The sequence below is a fragment of the Paenibacillus sp. PastF-3 genome, from assembly GCF_029893135.1.
Lineage (GTDB): Bacteria > Bacillota > Bacilli > Paenibacillales > Paenibacillaceae > Paenibacillus_AQ > Paenibacillus_AQ nitricinens.
Genome location: NZ_JARXWM010000004.1, coordinates 359,936 through 378,887, shown reverse-complemented (window position 1 = coordinate 378,887; position 18,952 = coordinate 359,936). Strand labels below are relative to the sequence as shown.

6 protein-coding genes are annotated in these 18,952 nt (G+C 43.9%); all 6 read left to right on the top strand.

The annotated features are described in order from the left end of the window. Positions 1-59: 59 nt before the first annotated feature. The 6 genes from M2444_RS11150 to M2444_RS11125 all read left to right on the top strand — a co-directional run bounded on the left by M2444_RS11150 (position 60) and on the right by M2444_RS11125 (position 18,943). Complete coding sequence (locus M2444_RS11150; protein WP_143812414.1) at positions 60-1,355, top strand: ABC transporter substrate-binding protein; 1,296 nt, start codon at positions 60-62, stop codon at positions 1,353-1,355. Between the two features lie 27 nt (positions 1,356-1,382). Then, positions 1,383-3,014, top strand: a complete 1,632-nt coding sequence (locus tag M2444_RS11145; protein WP_280786969.1) for a response regulator transcription factor — start codon at positions 1,383-1,385, stop codon at positions 3,012-3,014. Between the two features lie 99 nt (positions 3,015-3,113). Beyond that, the gene (locus M2444_RS11140; protein WP_280786968.1) at positions 3,114-4,127 is read left to right on the top strand and encodes an S-layer homology domain-containing protein; all 1,014 of its coding nucleotides are present in this window, start codon (positions 3,114-3,116) and stop codon (positions 4,125-4,127) included. 143 nt (positions 4,128-4,270) lie between these two features. Further along, a complete protein-coding gene (locus M2444_RS11135) occupies positions 4,271-9,427 on the top strand; it encodes an endo-alpha-N-acetylgalactosaminidase family protein (RefSeq protein ID WP_280786967.1) in 5,157 nt (1,718 codons plus the stop codon). A gap of 93 nt (positions 9,428-9,520) precedes the next feature. Continuing rightward, a complete protein-coding gene (locus M2444_RS11130) occupies positions 9,521-13,489 on the top strand; it encodes a family 20 glycosylhydrolase (protein ID WP_280786966.1) in 3,969 nt (1,322 codons plus the stop codon). A 48-nt stretch (positions 13,490-13,537) separates the two neighbouring features. Next, on the top strand, positions 13,538-18,943 hold the full coding sequence (locus M2444_RS11125) for a glycoside hydrolase family 2 TIM barrel-domain containing protein (RefSeq protein ID WP_280786965.1): 5,406 nt from the start codon (positions 13,538-13,540) through the stop codon (positions 18,941-18,943). Positions 18,944-18,952 lie beyond the last annotated feature (9 nt).

The following is an 18,952-nucleotide window of genomic DNA, read 5'->3' as shown; positions in this document are numbered from 1 at the left end:
GTAATCTCAGAGGAGGTATGATGGTATAAACTTTTTTTCGAAGGCTGTGATTAATAGAAGTGAAAATAATACTCCGTTTGTCCTTAATAGGGATCATTTCTCTTATTTTTGTAGGTGGCTTCTTCTCTTTAAGTAAGTTCAGTTCCAAAGGAGGGGCAATAGAGCAACAACAGGAAAAGGTGAATCTGGATCAACCGATTAAAATAAAATTTGGCATGTGGGAAGCGAAAACAGATATCAAATTTTGGACGGAAAAGGTAAGAGACTACTCTAAAATTAAGCCTAATGTAACAGTTGAAGTAGAAACGATTCCTGATAATAGCGGTCAGTATTTAAAGGTTCGATTAGCAGCCAATGATTTGCCGGATATTTTTTACCTGAAGCCAGATGACCTAATCACTTACAAAGCAGTACTTCTTCCACTGGATGGATTAGCCGCAGCAAAAAACAATAAATATCCCGCTAGAATAGATCATTCCATTCTTGGTTTGCCGCTTGTATCCTTCTCTGAATATGTCTATTACCATCCAAGTATCTTTCAAGAGGTCGGCGTAGAGATACCGCAAACAATGGATGAATTTATGGATGTGATGATGAAGATCAAAGCGGATGGTAAATATATTCCGATTGCGATTGGCGGGAAAGAGAATTGGACGTTTTATCCTTTCACTGAGTTCGGGCCGCCTCTACTATCCAAGGATGAGAATTATTTATCCTCAATTGCACAAACGAAACGTCCTTTCGGAAAAGGTTCTCCCTTTGAGAAAGCAGCAGTGATGATCAAGAAAATAGCAGAGAATGAACTAGCTGGGCCCGATGCACTCAACATTGGTGTGGACCAGGCAACGCAGCTGTTTCAAAATAATGAAGCGGCCATGCTTGCACTCGGCCAGTGGTACCTTAGAGATCATTTGTCCAAAATGAAGGATGATAAAGATTTAGATGCGTTCACCTTACCCTGGAGAGAGACTGCTTCAGAACGTTTGCAGGCAATCACTATGCCAGATCAATATATGGCGATCAATAAAAATTCCAAAAATACGGAAGAGGTTAAAGCATTTTTGGAATGGGTATTTAGCCGAGACGTTTACCAAGTGTATATTAACTATTCGCAAAATTCATCGACAGTGATCAATATTGAATCATTCCTGCCGTTCTTCAACAATGTTCAAGAAAAGCACCCCTTTGAGCCGTTTATGTACCTGGGAATCGATGAGAAATTTGAAAAAGTAAAAAATGCTATACAGTTCGATGAGAAGAAGGCTGCACAAGAAATTTTTTCAGGTGCTGAGGTGTCCGATATTCAAGAAAAATTGAATGATGATTGGGAGATAGCGGTTGAGGCTTTGAGGTAATCCTATAGATCAATTATGGAGGGATTTATGATGAAATTTAAAGCTCTCATTGTTGATGATGAACCATTAGCTAGATTAGCTCTTCGGGAGTATATATCCATTGCTTCGACCGATTTTGAGATTGCAGGGGAAGCAGGAGATGGTAAGGAGGCATTAAATATGCTGAAAATCCATCAGGATGTGGATCTAGTTCTGGCGGATATTCAAATGCCAAATATGAATGGAGTAGAACTACTCGAAGCACTGAATAACACTACTTTTTCGAATCAACCGTTAACCATCATGCTTAGCGCATACGGAGATTATTCTTTTGTAAGAGATTCCTTTGTGCTCGGTGCCTTTGATTACATTGTTAAAGCCAAGTTAGATGAAACTTATATTGCACCGGTACTGACTAAGACTGTGGATGAATTGAAGCGGCGGCAAAGCTCCTCAAAGTCAGCATCAAACTTAGAGGACGTAGAAGCCTCGATCTGTTCTGTTCTGCATCGACTGTGCCTATCGGATTCTTTAGAAGTGACAGACGATGATATAACGTCTTCGTTGGAGCTTGTTCGAAAGCATATGGGGGAAAAAAATCTGGAGGTTGCACTTCTTAGGCTATCAGATACCGTTCAATTTGAAGATTCACACCGTATGATTATGCAGACGATACGAACAGTAACGAATCGGAGTAGAAGTGAAGGGATCTGCAAAGTATGCAGATATGATGACAGGCATTACATATTGTTCTTCTCTTTTCCAGAGCAATGCAGCATTATTGCCGTTCGTAGATTGACAGACATCATCTTGTCAGAAGTGAGCATGAGATTAAAGCAATTTATTAATTTGAAGCTGTCTATGGGCATCAGTGACATTGTAGATGGTCTTCACCAGTGGAACCGATTATTCCGCCAAGCGGAACGATTAGCAGGCTTGAGTTTCTACCAAGGGTACAATCGATTATATTATCCGGAAGCTGAAAGGCGTCCATCTATTAAGGAAAGTGACTGGAAAGAAGTATGGTATTTGGCTAGAACCGAAATGCTGAAGTCATTAAGTGATCCGGATTTAATGAAATGGCAGGAGGTCTATGAACACTGCTGTAACTTGTTGATTCAGCGATACCCTTGTTCACCTGAGCTTATTAAATCAGATGTAGTCGATATGACTTGGGAGGCAAGCGCATTAATTTATCAAAAAGGCGTTTCTTGGGAAAAGCTTCATGATAAGCTGCCATATCCCATCACGGATCATATTTATAAGCAGGAAACCTGGGAGACTACGGTGCATTGGTGCCGACTGTTCTTGGAACATCTGCATCAAAAGCTGCATCCGAAAGACCAACCTAAGGAATGCTTTATCAGCCCTGTTGTTGCTAAAACGAAAGAGCTATTAGAGAAAAACTTTAACGAAGATGTCCATTTGTCAAATATTAGTCAGATCGTCGGTGTAAGCGAGAGCTATTTAAGCAAACAATTCTCCAAAGAAATAGGTGTTAATTTCATTCAATTTCTGACGAATCTGCGAATCGAAAAGGCTAAAAAGGCGCTGGAGAGCGGAATGAAAATATATGAGGTTTCTGAGCAAGTAGGATACGTGAATCCGGAACATTTCAGTCGTATTTTTAAAAAAATCACAGGAATTAGCCCCTTAGCTTATCGCAGAGAGAAAGAATAACAAAAATAATCATTTTTGAACAAAATAAATCATGTGTATCCGGTTTCAAAATCCATATGATAGGGGGGAGTTAAAATTCACGGGTGAAGGGATGTTCTTATGAGACGCAAACGATTCACGTTCGCACTAATCTGTACGTTATGTTCTTCCATGTGGTTAAGTACAGTCCATGCTGAAAAAGTCTCTGACTTCGAGATGCAGACATCAGCTACTGAATCTGCTAATTCTACGTTCACCGTTACATTAAAGGGTAAAGATATTCAAGACTTATACGCATATGAAGCTAAATTTAATTTTGACCCGAAAGTGCTTGAGATTGTAAAAGCAGAAACGAAGATCAAAGGCTTTTCTGTATCTCCAATCGTTAAAAACAATGAAATTACGATTGCCCATACCAAAATTGGAAATGTGAATGGTGATAAGGGAAATTTGGACATTGCCACGATTACCTTTAAAGCTAAAAGGGCTGGTACAACTGCAGTAAAATGGACCGCATTAAAAGTTCTTGATCGTAATTTGAAAGATCAGGAATTCACCCCGAATCAATCCTCAACCTTTACCAAGATTTTCAGCGACATCGTCTCACATTGGGCGAAGCAAGATATCATGGAAATGGTCACTAAAGGAATTGTTGAAGGCATGGATGCCGACAGCTTTGCTCCGAATAATAACATCACTCGTGCACAATTTGCAGCTCTAATAGCTAGAGCATTAGATCTTACAGAAGGTTCTGGAAGTAATCCGTTTACGGATGTGAAATCAGGGGTTTGGTACGAAGATACGGTAAAGAAGGCTTATGCGGCCGGAATTATTAGTGGTTTGTCCAAGACGAAATTTGCTCCGGAAAAAAGCATTACTCGTGAAGAAATGACAACGATGCTGATGCGAGCGAAAGCTTATGCTTCCGGCGTAAAGGTCGAAAGTATGGTCTCAGATTCCACTACTACATTTAAAGATGATAGTAAAATAAGCACGTGGGCTAAAGCGTCGGTGGGGTTTGCCTTGAAATCTGGATTAATGAAAGGTAGGACTCAGACTACATTTGCACCAAAAGAATCTGCTACAAGAGCGGAATCAGCCGCAGTTATCAAGCGATTGTTAAATTCCAAGTAATACAAAAAAACATATAATGACGCACCTTCTTATGGAAGGAGGGCTCATTATGGCCTTTCGATGTTAAAAACATACAATTAAAGGAAATATGTGAATTTATAATGTTCATTCTACTTATATTTAAGTGAAAAGAGGTCGTAGAGATGAGAAAACGTTACAAAGCGTTTAGCTTACTATTGACGTTGTTGCTAGGGGTACAGATTGGCTTGCCATCGGCAGCCGTATTTGCAGCTCAAGAATCGGATGTGTATTTCAGAGATTATAATGAGGGCAACATCAGCGGATGGACTCCAGCTAAGGGGACAACTACTTTTTCGGCGGATCAAGGTGCTGTTAAGGCGGTGACAACAGGGGTTGTTATTATAGCAGACCAAGATTCACCTCAGGTAGCTAACGCTGAATATGAGGTGAAGTTAAAGTTTAGCCAGCCTGCCACTCGATTTGGACTGGTCTACCGATTCGTCGATAGCAATAACTACAATGTTATCCAATATGATGCGGGTACTTGGGGCTGGGATGCAATGAAAGGAGGAACGGAATCGTATGGAAATATTACGGCTCCTAGTTTTACTTTTGCTGCGGACCAACAGTATACCCTCAAATTGCGATATGAGAAGGATAGCGTAAGTTTATCAATCGATGGCAACAACGTGCTTACGACGAGTCTTCCCTCTTTATCGACAAGTGCAGGAAAGATTGGACTTCGCAGCTGGTTTAATAACAAGACCCTATGGATTGACGATGTGAAGGTAACTCCAATAGTATCCACTGATCCAGTACCAAGGCCGATTACGATTACAGAAACTTTAAGCTCGGATACGATGAAGGTCGAAATCGATAAAGAATTCCCACGGGTTAAACAATACACATGGTTAGACAGCGGCGCGGAAATGTATGGACAGTTAAATGGATTTAATGAAATAAAAATCAACGAGAAGTCTTATTTCGTTGTCGCTTCTGATTTTAGTAAAAAAGCAGCAGATGCCACACATGGTGAGATTGCAGCCTACACAATTCAGATTCCAGAAATTAAAGTGAACCTCAAAGTTGAAATGGAGGTTCAGGATAACATTCTTCAGTTCAAAGTGGCCAGCATCGAAGAGAATGGTACCGAAAAAGTGAAGACCATTGGCTTCCCGAATCATGACCTTGTTTCTGTCATTGGAACTCAGCCTACAGCGCAGGAAACGGCCGTTCGCATAACTGGTGGCTGGAACATTGTACAGGACGAATTTAACAACATTAAGACGCAAGTAGCAGACGTTAGTGGGAGCCGTACCTATGCATTCGTTAACTCCGACGTCTTAGCTGCGAGTGTAATTACGAATGTAGTAAACGGCTATGATAAGGTGCGTATTAAGGTAGGCGATGATACGGCGCTCCATACGAAAAAAGCAACAATATCGGGAGGATCATGGGTTTATCGTGGAAGTGCAGTGCTCGATCCGGAACCTCTGCCTTGGGCTAAAGTTGTACTGACACCAGATGCGAATGGAGACAACGTTGTGGACTGGCAAGATGGGGCCATTGTATATCGTCAGAATACGGATGCTCCAACCGGCAGTGAAATGATAAGGGACAATATCTCTTATATCAGCATGAATATCGGATCTACTACAACTTCACCGTTCTTGCGTGCTTTTGATAATGCGAAGAAGATCTCTAATCTCACGGATGGCTTTGGACAGCTGATTCTATTCAAAGGATATCAAGCGGAAGGTCATGATGACTCTCACCCGGATTACGGCGGTCATATCGGTATTCGTCAGGGTGGAGAGAAGGATTTTAATTATATTTTGAGTGAAGGAAAGAAATACAATATCCGCGGCGGTGTACACATTAACGCAACAGAATACGCGCTGGATGCTTTCGGCACCAAAATGGAAAATATGAATCAGCCTTTGAGTAAAGGCTGGGGCTGGCTGGATCAAACATTCTATGTTAACAAAACCAAAGATGTGGAATCCGGTGAATTAAAAAGACGTCTGGATATGCTGAAAAGCGACACAGGCGACAACCTTTCCTTTGTATATGTGGATGTATATGACGGTGCCGATTATAATGCGAAGAAACTCGCAGATTATATCAACGGTAACGGCTGGATGCTCGGAACAGAATTTGCAGGACCTCTGTTTGAGCAGGCCTCTTGGGTTCACTGGGGAACAGATCCGGGGTACCCGAACCAAGGTGACGATAGTAAAGTTACCCGTTTCCTGCGGAATCAATCGCTGGATGGCTTCTTAACAACCCCTTTACTGAAAGGGAATAAGCAGGTAGGCGTGGGTTACTGGCAAAACAGTGCTCCATTCTACAGCTACCAATCAACAAGTGCGGCATTCTTCAATCACAATCTACCAACAAAATATATGCAGCATTTCCCGATTATCAAGATGACCGATAACCGCATTGACTTTGCAGAGAAGGTTGTAGTTGAACGTAAGCAGGACGGTAAGATTCATTTAAGTAAGGATGGACGTGAAATCGCTATCATGACAGATAGCAGCAACATTAGTGACAGTACGGTCTTTATTCCATGGAGTCCTGAGACAGAGGATAAAATCTATCACTGGAATCCAGCGGGTGGCCAAACGACTTGGAGTCTTCCAGAATCATGGAGTAACGTAACGACGGCACAGTTATATAAGCTGACAGATTTGGGACGTGAGCATGTTGGCAGTGTAGAAGTAACTGGAGGTAAGGTCACACTTACAGCGCAGCCGGGGATTGGTTATGCCCTGTATAAGACAACAGCTGCTGAAGAGCCGGAAATGGTATGGGGCGAAGGGAGTTCGGTTAAAGATCCGGGCTTTGACAGCCAAACGTTCGGAAACTGGAAGAAATCTTCCACAGCTGCAAGTGATGATCACATTAAATTTGTGAAGAACAGTAACGCCGATGACCAGCTTCAAGTGAAGGGTCCTGGTGATGCAGTAATTCAGCAGGAGATGACCGGACTTACACCGGGCAAGACGTATTCTGCATCAGTATGGGTGAAAGTAGATGGAAAACGCACTGTGGAAATCGCTGTGAAGCAAGGGGCTGACAAGGTTGTCAATACACTGGATAACACGGAGCATGGCTTTTTAGCCCAGCAGCATAAATATGTGAGCACGAATTTCCAGCGGATTAAGGTTACCTTTGATGCGGTAAGTGAGACCGCCAATCTCTATTTAAATGTAGAAGATGGAAGTTCGACTGTAACCTTTGACGATGTGAGAGTATGGGAGAATCCAACCAAAACTGACGCAGGTAATTCTGTATTGTTCGAGGATTTCGAGAACGTTGATGAGGGCTGGGGTCCCTTCGTTTATTCTAAAATAGGTCCAGTTCGTACGCATTTAGTTGAAAAAGGCGACAATCAGATCATGACTTATGTTCTGGATGGTAATTGGTCGCTTAAAACGAATGAAGATGCAACAGGTGAATGGCTACGTACATTGCCTCACACGCTCCGAATGAAGGAGGATAACCGCTACCATCTGACGATGGACTACAATTCAGATGAGACGGATATGTACACCGTGGCTGTTCGAGTGAAGGAGAATGGGGTAGTTCGTGATCTGGTTAGTGAGAATTTGAAAGAAGGACGCGACACGCTGGATCTATCTTTTACAACCGAAGGGGTGAAAGATGCCTATCTGGCTATTATCAAAAACAAGCTGAATAGTCAGAAGGAGTTAACCGGTACGCTGGTGGTCGATAACATTCGCGTCGATGATGAGGGTGCGATCGTTCCGGAGGAAGGTGTACTTGTTTCGACTATTACATTAACGCCAAATAAGATGGATCTGAACAAAGGAGAGTCTAGTTCCGTTAGCGCTCTGGTTAAACCAGCAAATGCGCATGACCGGACACTGCTCTGGACTTCTGACCACCCGGAAATTGTATCCGTGGATCAGGCCGGAAAAGTTACTGCACTTCAAGCCGGTACGGCGGTCATTACTGCTACCGCAAAAGATGGAAGTAAAAAAAGTGCAACCTCGACGATTAATGTGTATATGCCTAACACGCAAATTCCACAATCACAAATGACTGCAACGGCAAGTAGCTTCCAGCCTGGAGGTGAAGCGAGTCTTGCACTCGATGGAGATATGTCTACAATCTGGCATACGAAATGGACTCCGGCACACTTACCGGAATCCATTACTTTGGACCTCGGAGGCAAATATAACATTAATCAATTCAATTATTCACCTAGAGTATCTGGAACCAATGGAACGATTACAAGCTATAACCTGTACACGAGTGTTGACGGAACGAACTTCACAAAAATGGCAGAAGGATCATGGTCACTCGATCAGACCACAAAAATTGTTCGCTTTACAGCTGTAGAAGCAACACATTTGAGACTTGAGGCTATAGAAGGCGTGGGTACCTTCGCATCTGCTGCAGAACTCAATGTGTTCAAGACGGAGGATGAGGCAGAGGCAGTAAAAGTCACAGGCGTCGTTATGGATAAAGAACGGCTGGAGATTAAAGTAGGCAGCACGGGCGAATTGAACGCTGCGATAAAGCCTCTGAATGCTTCGAATAAAAAAGTGCTCTGGAGCAGCAGTGATGAAGCTGTAGCAACCGTTGAACAGCAAGACGATCATGCACTTGTTAGGGGATTGAAAGCAGGCGAAGCCGTAATTACGGCAACAACAATGGATGGGGGCTTCGCTGCAACCAGCCGGGTTATCGTATCTGAAACAGACGGCGAGTTAAAATCTTCCTCCACTTTGACAGCGCCAAGTCGAGTTCAGCCGGGAGAAGTGTTCAAAGTCCAATATGGACTACGGAATCTGTCTGATAAGATTTTTGCGCAGGACATCGCCCTAGAATATGCCGCGGATGTTATGGATTTCGTTGAGGCGCGTTCGTTAATTAGTGGGGTAAGCGTTATTGATTCAATCAACAGCACTCCAGGTAAACTTCGCTTTATTGTAGCAAGTGAAGGTGCGACCCATGGAGTTAGTAACAGTGCAGACGTCCTCGAATTAATCTTTAAAGCGAAGGAAGTTAGCCAAACGGTGAATGGGGCAATTGCTGTTAAGAGTGCAATTATTTCAGATGATCAGGGTAAAGAAATTTCGGCAGCGAACTCTTCCGTAAATATCGAGATTGGTAAGAAAGGAACGCAAGGAGACATCAACGGTGACGGTAAAATAACGATCGGGGATCTGGCAATGGTTGCAGCGCAGTATGGCAAGAATACAGCAAGCCCTGATTGGGAGAAAGCGAAGAAAGCAGATATGGACGGTGACGGCAAAGTCGGATTGGAAGATTTGGTTATTGTAGCTCGCAAAATTGTAGAGTAATCAAGATCATAGGCCAGGTACATGTGTGAGTAACTAAACATGATGTACCTGGTTTTTTTCAGAAGGGATGATTTGACTCGTAGGAGGATGAAGATGAAAAAATGGTTGTACGGCTTTACAGTTTTTTGTCTAGTGCTTTACTCTATTCCACTACAATTTGCAGCAGCGGCTGAAGCTGAGAACGCTAAACCAAAAGTGATACCAAGTTTACAAGAGTGGACTGGCGGTAGTGGTTCCTTCAAGATGACTGACAATTCCAGAATCGTAATCCCCACGAGTGAATGTTTATGTGAACTACCAGCTACCGCAGAGGTCTTTCAAGAGGATCTTAAAGAATTAACTGGATACGATTTACCAATTGTTCAAAATAAGCCTGCTTCTAAAGGGGACTTCCTGCTTAGGCTCGATAAGACAGCTGATGAATCGATTGGCAAGGAGGGCTACTACTTTGAAGTAGGAGATTATGTGGAAATACATGCAAACACCGAGACCGGTGTGTTCTATGCAACAAGAACGGCACTACAGATTTTGGAGCAAGATCCTGAGAAGACCAGCATTGTAAAAGGGGTAGCGAAGGATTTTCCTAAGTATGGAGAACGCGGTTTTATGCTTGATGTAGGACGCAAGTTTTTCACGTTAGACTTCCTGAAGGATTACGCTAAATTTATGTCCTATTACAAAATGAATGATTTCCAGCTTCATTTGAACGATAACGAAATTTTTAAGGATAACAGCCGGGAGCATTGGAACAAATATACGGCTTTTCGTTTAGAAAGTACCAAATACCCGGAATTAACGGCAAAGGATGGTTACTACACGAAACAGGATATGCGTGAATTGCAGGACATCGCCAAAATACGGGGACTTAACATCACACCGGAAATTGATACCCCCAGTCATGCTCTTTCATTTACAAAGGTTAGACCAGATCTGGTTAAGGATAATTTGCCTGTCGATCATCTGGATATTACACGTCAGGAAACGGTCGATTTCATCAAGGATGTGTGGGACGAATATTTAGATGGGGAATGGTTTGATTCAGAAACGGTTCATTTTGGAGGCGATGAATTCGCACCTAATGACCGGACTACTTTTGAGAAGTATCGCGAGTTTCTGAACACGATGAATGAACACATGAAGAGTAAGGGGAAGAAATCAAGAATGTGGGGCAGCTTGAGTGCATTCCCAGGTACAACGGTTGTTGATAAGGATATTGCTGTAAACGCCTGGAATAACGGATGGCAAGATCCAGTGGCATCGATGAGAGATGGATTCAAAATTATTAATACGGTTGATTCCACGCTCTACATTGTACCGAAAGCTGGATATTACCATGATTATCTGGATTCACAATGGTTGTTTAATAACTGGGACCCTACGAACTTTGGTGGAAGCACGAAGCTGCAGGAGGGTGATCCGAACCTGCTCGGTGCGATGTTCGGGACTTGGAACGATATGATGGGCAAGAAAGTCAGTGAGGCGGATGTCCACGACCGTGTGAAGAAAGCGATGCCTGTCCTTGCGGAAAAAATGTGGAGAGGCCAGTCCACGGATAGCACATTCACCGAGTTCCAGCAGTTGTCAGTGAAGCTAGGCGAGGGTCCTGGAACGAATTTATTACATGAAGTGAATACGGTCGGTGATCTTGTTGTTCATTATCCATTTGAAGACGGCGCGCTGACGGTTCCTGATCAGTCCGGAAATTCTTATGATGCTACATTAGGAGTTGGCGTTACTCGCGTGGATGATGGAAAAACAGGAAAAGGCCTACGGTTTGCAGGGACTTCAGATCATATTCAAACACCGCTTCAAATAAAGGGCTTCCCTTGGACGGTCTCCACGTGGGTTAAGCTTGATGATCAACAAGAAGCGGATGAGAAGATTCTGATGGAATCCGAATATGGTGCACTTAAGCTGAAGCAGAAAGAGTCACCAAATGCCGGATTCACCCGAGAGGGCTATGATTACAGCTTTAATGCAGCGATTCCGGTTGGGCGCTGGGTACATGTTGCCTTCAGAGGAGATCTAAATGGAACCTCCCTGTATATCGACGGGGATCTAAAAGGATCTGTTTCAGTAACGAGCATGCTACCTGCGGCTATAATCGGCAGCTCATCCAAAGCATTCACTGGACGATTGGATGAATTTAAGATTTTTAATCGGGTGCTGTCCGGTAAAGAAATTGCGGAGGAAGCAGGATCACCCGCTTGGACCATCAATTTAGCTGCGCACAAAACAGCAGTAGCTTCTTCCGTCGAGGTACCTCAATTTCCGGCTAGTCTTGTAGTGGATGAGGTTGATACGGGTGCTTCACGCTGGTCCTCTAAATATACCGACAACGAGTGGATCTATATTGATTTAGGCCAAAGTACAGACATTAGCAAGGTTATTTTCAAGTGGGAAAGTGCTTATGCCAAAGGCTATAAAGTTCAAGTATCCGATAATGCGGAGAATTGGCGGGACGTTTATACGACTAACGCAGGCGTTGGCGGAGTAGAGATTGTCAAATTCCCAACTGAACAAGCGAGATATGTTCGAATGTTAGGTACGAAGCGAGCGGGAACCTACGGTTACTCCATGTATGAATTTGAAGTCTACGCTCCTAACCCCGACGATCCTGTAGAAGTTCCAGCGCCTGTGAGATATTCAGCAAGCTTTGAGAATAACTCGCTCGAAGGCTGGGAGCATGTTATCGGTAAAGGTGTCGGACGTATGGAGCTTGCGGAAGCACCTGATCAAGCGGGTGAGCATGCCGTTAAATTCACCTCGAATAGTGTAAATAATCTGTTTATCGATCAGCAATCTCCGATCATTGGAGATGGTGAGATCGAGTTTAAGATTACACCACAGAGTGATGTTATCCGAACGGGTGTTATTTTACGTTATGTCAATAATGACGCTTGGGCTTCTATAGGCTTTGATCAAGGTGCTTGGTACTGGGTGAACGCTCAGGATTCCTATGGTTTATTAACTAATGCTCAGGCCGCTCAATTGAAAAAAGGCAAGACATCAACAGTAAAAGTGAAGTTTGAAGGGAAACATGTAACGCTGATTGTCAATGGAACGACCTATTTTGAGGCAGCAATTGCACAGATCCCAACAGATGCGGGGAAAATGGGGGCTAGAGTATTTGGTCCTTCAGTTACCGTATTTGATAATTTTATGTACGACAATAACGTTCCTGAAGTTCCGGTAACCGGTATCAAGCTGGATAAAGCTGAGATTTCGATGAAGACCGGAGAAACACAAACGCTAAGTGCGTCACTTCAACCAGGGAATGCAACGAATAATCAGGTGACCTGGAGCAGCAGCGATGAAGCAACTGCGACTGTTCAAGTTCAAGGCGGGAAAGCTGTCATAACCGCGTTAAAGGCAGGAACCGCTGATATTACAGCAACTACTGTATCCGGCGGATATAAAGCGGTGAGCAAGATTACAGTGGTAAGGGAGGTTTCAGATGAAGCAGCAACAAGCTTAGCTGCTCTGCAAACCGTTCCTTATGGTCAGAATTTCGATATAACGTTAGGCCTACACAATGTTACAGAGGCGGTGTATGCACAAGATATCACGATTGCATTCGACACTTCACTAATGGATTATGTATCCGCTAATGCGTTGGTGGACGGCGTGGGTATCCTTGAGACGAAGAATACTGAAGGCATTGTGCGTCTGATTCTGGCTAGTCAAGGTTCAGGGAGTGCGATTAAAGGGAATGTTGAATTAGCAAAGATTACCTTTAAGGCTAAAGATCTGACAGAACCCCAAACCGGACAGATTGCTGTAAAGCGTGCAACGCTTGGGGATAGCGAAGGACAGGAAATAAGCGCAGCCACTTCCTCGGTTCAGGTGAAGTTCACCACATCAACAGTGCCAGAGCTTTCTAAGGATTTGAATGGTGATGGCAAAGTCAGCATCGGCGATCTGGCTATTGTCGCCGCTAACTACGGTAAGACTTCAGCCGACCCAGATTGGGATAAGGCGAAACGGGCAGACATCAATAGTGACGGCAAGGTCGATCTGACGGACCTGGTGCTTATAGCTAAAGACATTGTTATTGAATAAAGGTTGTATTATCTCTCTTATTAAATGAAGTGGACGGTGAAAAATCATATGAAGCTAAAGCGGGCTATGCTGTGCTTATTATTCATATTCATGATTTCCACGAGCTTTACCGGACTTCAAGCGAATGCGGCTGACTCGGCAGATGATCCGGAATGGAATAACAATCCGGATGTCTTCCAGATCAACCGTGAACCCGCTCATGCTTCATTTATTCCATATGGTGACGCCGGCTCCGCACTGAAAGGCGCGGATATGATATCGGCTATGCTGGAGAACCCTTCGCCGTATTACCAATCCTTGAATGGACAATGGAAATTTAACATGGCGAAGAATCCAGCTTCCAGGCCGGTAGATTTTTACAAAGAAACTTATGACACAAGCGCATGGGAGGAAATAAAAGTTCCTGGGGATTGGCAGCTCCAGGGATACGATTTTCCGATTTATACGAACGTTACCTATCCTTTCTGGGGCAATGGCAATAGCACAAATGTTCAACCGCCATATGCTCCAACGGAATACAACCCGGTAGGTTCATATCAGCTGACATTTAAAGTGCCTGATCATTGGGACGACAGACAGGTATTCCTCTCCTTTCAGGGAGTGGAAAGTGCATTTTATGTCTGGGTAAATGGCCAAAAGGTCGGTTACAGCGAGGATAGCTTTACAGCCAAGGACTTTAACATTACCCCTTATTTGAAGGCAGGAGAGAATAAACTGTCGGTTGAGGTGTATCGTTGGTCAGACGGAAGTTGGCTTGAAGATCAGGATTTCCTTCGTCTTAGCGGTATCATTCGGGATGTGTTCATGTATAGCACTCCATCCGTTCAGATCAGAGATTTTACGGTAGTGACTGATTTGGATGCACAGTATAAAGACGCTTCTCTGAATGTAAAGGTAGATGTTCGTAATTTAATTAATGCAGTACCGGGTAGTCATACCGTTGAAGCAATGCTATTCGATTCGAACGAACAACCTGTGTTTCAAGAGCCAATCACAATGGATGCCAAATTGAATGGAAAGTCTGAGATGGAGGTTAGTGGATCGAAACAAGTGAAGAATCCGCTGAAATGGTCCGCCGAAGCTCCGAATCTATATACTCTTGTCTTCAGTCTAAAAGATTCAAGTGGACGTGTGATCGAAGCTGCTGGAACAAAAGTTGGGTTTAGAGAGTTTGAAATTGAGGTTGAGGAAGGCGGTAGCGGTAAGCAGCAGATGAAGCTGAATGGTAAGCCGATCTTGCTCAAAGGTGTGAATCGTCATGAAACAAGTCCAGACACGGGGCGGACGCTCGATCTGGATCTCATGATTAAAGACATCGAATTAATGAAACAGTTCAATGTGAATGCTGTGCGGACGTCCCATTACCCGAACCATCCGTTTTGGTATGATCTTGCTAACCGTTATGGCATTTATATTTTAAACGAAGTGAACCTTGAAACACATGGGGTCTGGAATTCAGTTCCGACGAATAGACCGGAATGGTTAGAGAATGTCAAGGATCGTTCTGCGAGTCTGGTAGAGCGCGATAAGAATCATCCATCCGTTCTGATCTGGTCACTTGGTAATGAATCTGGTTCGGGATCTAACTTTATCGCACAATCTGAATACATTCGCAGTCTGGATCCCACTCGGCCCATTCATTATGAGGGTTATAACGATCCGAGAGTTACCGATATGGTCAGCCAGATGTACTCTCCGGTTACGACGGTAGAGACGTATGCGAAAGGCAGTGATCCACGACCATACATTTTGTGTGAATATGCTCACGCAATGGGGAACAGCGTTGGAAATCTGCAAGAATACTGGGATCTTATACGCAAATATCCGAACTTGCAAGGTGGATATATTTGGGACTGGGTAGATCAAGCGGTTCGGGTAAGTACACCATCTGAGCGAACCTATCTAACTGATGCTACTCATTCTTACGAAGCGGATTATACCGGCGTGGTCGCCTCTAATGAGAGTGATGTAGTTGGTGTATTAAAACCTGGCAAAAGTGCTGCGCCTTCTGTGACACTACCTAATGACTCCAAGTTTAATCTTACAGGGCCGTTAACGTTGGAAGCATGGGTGAAGCCGCTTGCCAACATTGCGAACAGTCCGGTTGTGGCAAAAGGGGATACACAGTTTGCATTAAAAATGAACGGGAATAACAAGCTCGAATTTTTTGTTTACCGAAACGGTGTATGGACAGCTGCTACTGCGGATTTGCCCACGAATTGGCTGAACAATTGGCATCATGTGGCTGGCACGTATAACGGAACAGATCTGAAGCTTTTTGTAGACGGAAAAATTGTTGCTACAAGGGCATTTACAGGCAATATCGCAGCAAGCACCTATCCGCTTGCAATTGGTAAAGATACGGAAATGGGCAGGTCTTCTAACATGATGTTTGACAAGGTTCGTATCTACAACAGGGGACTAACCCTTGAAGAGCTGAATAATAATGGACGGACTGCGGATAGCAGCACGGTTCTCTGGATGGATTTTAATCCGGAGGATGCTAAATCAGAGACACTTGAATCGACGGAGTATCTTGCCTACGGGGGAGACTTTGGAGATTCCCCTAATGACGGTAATTTCATGGCGAATGGTCTGATTACAGCTGACCGGGTTGTTCAGCCTGAGCTATGGGAAGTAAAGCAGGTGTATCAAGATATTTTGGTAAAGGCCATTGATTTGAGTGCTGGAACGATCGAGCTTAAAAATGAGTTCTTGTTCACAAATCTTAATGCGTACGAAGGAACCTGGGAAGTTAGAGCGGATAATCAGTTGATTGAACAGGGAGTTATCGATGCGTCATCCCTGAATGTACCGGGACTTTCCTCGAAACAGGTGACCCTTCCGTATAAGCTGCCTTCCTCTAAGCCTGGTGTGGAGTACTGGATGAATATTAGCTTTAAATTGAAGAAGGACACACTTTGGGCGAAAAAAGGGCATGAAATTGCTAAACAGCAGTTTAAACTTCCAGTGGATTCAGACCATTCATCGGCACTTGATCTTTCAACAATGTCAGATTTGAAAGTGGATGAGACTACGGAACGTGTAAGCGTATCTGCGGAAGATATGGAGATTGTATTTAATAAAACAACAGGCACGCTTGATTCATTCCGCTACGACGGGACTGAACTGATTAATAATGGACCTGTGCCGAATTTTTGGAGAGCCCCTATCGACAATGATAAAGGGAATGGCCATCCGGGCAGAACGGCAACCTGGAAAAATGCAGGAAAGAATAGATCTGTCACCCGTGTTGAGGTATTCAAAATCGGAGAAAAGGCTGTGCGAATCGATGTTGAAGAAACACTCCCTACATCAACCGTATCTACGTATAAGACCTCTTATACAATTTTTGGAAATGGAGATATTAAGGTAGCCAGCGAACTGAAGCCGGGTGGTGCAAGCCTGCCTGAAATTCCTGAAGTCGGTAATCTCATGACGATTCCGGGACAATTTGAGCAGATGACATGGTACGGACGCGGTCCACAAGAGAATTATCAGGACCGTAATTCAGGTTCGGATGTTGGTCAATATAGCGGTAAAGTTAAAGATCAGTTTTTTCCTTATATTGAGCCTTCAGAAACAGGTAATAAAACGGATGTACGCTGGGTTGCATTGACCAATAACGATGGAGCAGGACTTATGGCCATTGGAAGTCCTACCATCGAAGCCAATGCTTTGCATCATACACCAGAGGACCTTGACGGTCCAAAGCATCCACATGAAGTGCCATATCGAGAAGATATTACACTTCGACTGAATTATAAGCAGATGGGACTCGGAGGAGACAACAGCTGGGGAGCTAAACCTCATGCTCCGTATATGCTTCTAGCTAATAAGACGTATAACTACAGCTATACGCTTAGACCTATTCCGTCTAACACAACCGATCTCATGAGCTTGAGTAAGGGGGTCTCCACAGTCCATCTTGTTGGGACGATTAAAATAGACGGGAAAGCTTTAGCGGGATTTGATCCAGAGAAGACCAGTTATACCTACAATGTGCTTCGTGGCACAACGAAGGTGCCTGTAGTTACGGCTGATGCTGCAGGCGAAAGCGTTGTGATTGGTATCAAACCGGCTAAAGATCTAACCGGAACAACTGTAGTTACTGCAACCTCTGCCGACGGAAAGACTACTGAAACCTATGAAATTAAGTTTAATGTGGTGGATTACTACCTCAGCGATATGGATTGGAAAAGTGCAACGTCAGGATGGATGACTGTACAGAAGGATAAGAGCGTGGAAGGCCAGCCGATCCGCCTCATGGGATCCTCTGGAGTCGACACTTACGAAAAAGGTATGGGTACGCATGCGGACTCAGAAATCATTTACGATCTGAGCGGAAAACATTTCACAGCCTTCGAAACTATTGTCGGGGTTGACCAAGAAATCGGCAGCACGGCTGCTGGTAAGAACACGATCGTATTCCAGGTGTTTCTTGACGGGAAAAAAGCCTATGACAGTGGATTAATGAGAGCGGCTACACCAGCCAAAGAAGTTCGCTTAGACGTTAGTAAGGTCAAGGAATTAAAGCTTGTTGTCCTAGATAACGGTGACGGTAACGAGGAGGACCATGGTGACTGGGCGGACGCCAAGTTGATCAAAGAAGATGAAGCAGAACCAGAACCGGATTCTCATCTTACAGGCCCTGATGAAGTTACAGCTGGTAAGACCTTTGACTTGGTCTACAGCCTCGGCAATACACCACAGGAAGCATACGCCCAGGATTTGACTTTCACGTACGATCCAGCCCAGCTCGAGTATATATCTGCCGAAAAAGCGGGTGAGAATACGATGATCGTTAATGAATTAACAACTTCGGGTCAAGTTCGTATCATTCTTGCGAACCCGAAGGGTAACGACGCTAAGGGAGACATGTTAAGACTTCGATTTAGTGCGAGTGCAGCAGAGAAAGAAGGAGCTGCGACGATTGTACTTGCTAAATTGCAGATTGCAAATAGTCTCGGTGAAGAGAAAGAGCTGTCTGGCGGTTCACATCAAGTACTGATCAAGAAAGGCTCAACAGTTAATAAAGAAGCTCTTATTATTCTTATTTCCAATGCGAAAAGTAAACTCGATGCGGCAGAAGAAGGTACCGAGGAAGGGCAATATCCAGTTGGTTCTAAGGCAGTGCTTCAAGATGTGATTCGTAAAGCTCAAGGCATAGCTGATAATACCGGTGCTGAACAATCCGAAGTAGATCAGTCGATCCTTGATCTGACTACTGCACTGAACACATTCTTGGAATCTGTCATTAAACCTTCTGGAGAGATCGGTGATCTTAACGGAGATGGTAAATTCTCTATCGGTGACTTGTCCATTGCAGCGGCTGCTTACGGAAAAACATCAGCTGATCCGGATTGGAACAAGTTCATGAAATCTGATGTGAACAAGGACGGTAAGGTAGACATTAGTGATCTAGCATTTATCGCACAGAAAATATTGCAGTAATAAACGAAG

Coding starts and splice junctions, on each gene's coding strand:
- M2444_RS11145 (WP_280786969.1), top strand. CDS start 1,383: ATGATGAAATTTAAAGCTCTCATTGTTGATGATGAACCATTAGCTAGA.
- M2444_RS11125 (WP_280786965.1), top strand. CDS start 13,538: ATGAAGCTAAAGCGGGCTATGCTGTGCTTATTATTCATATTCATGATT.
- M2444_RS11135 (WP_280786967.1), top strand. CDS start 4,271: ATGAGAAAACGTTACAAAGCGTTTAGCTTACTATTGACGTTGTTGCTA.
- M2444_RS11140 (WP_280786968.1), top strand. CDS start 3,114: ATGAGACGCAAACGATTCACGTTCGCACTAATCTGTACGTTATGTTCT.
- M2444_RS11130 (WP_280786966.1), top strand. CDS start 9,521: ATGAAAAAATGGTTGTACGGCTTTACAGTTTTTTGTCTAGTGCTTTAC.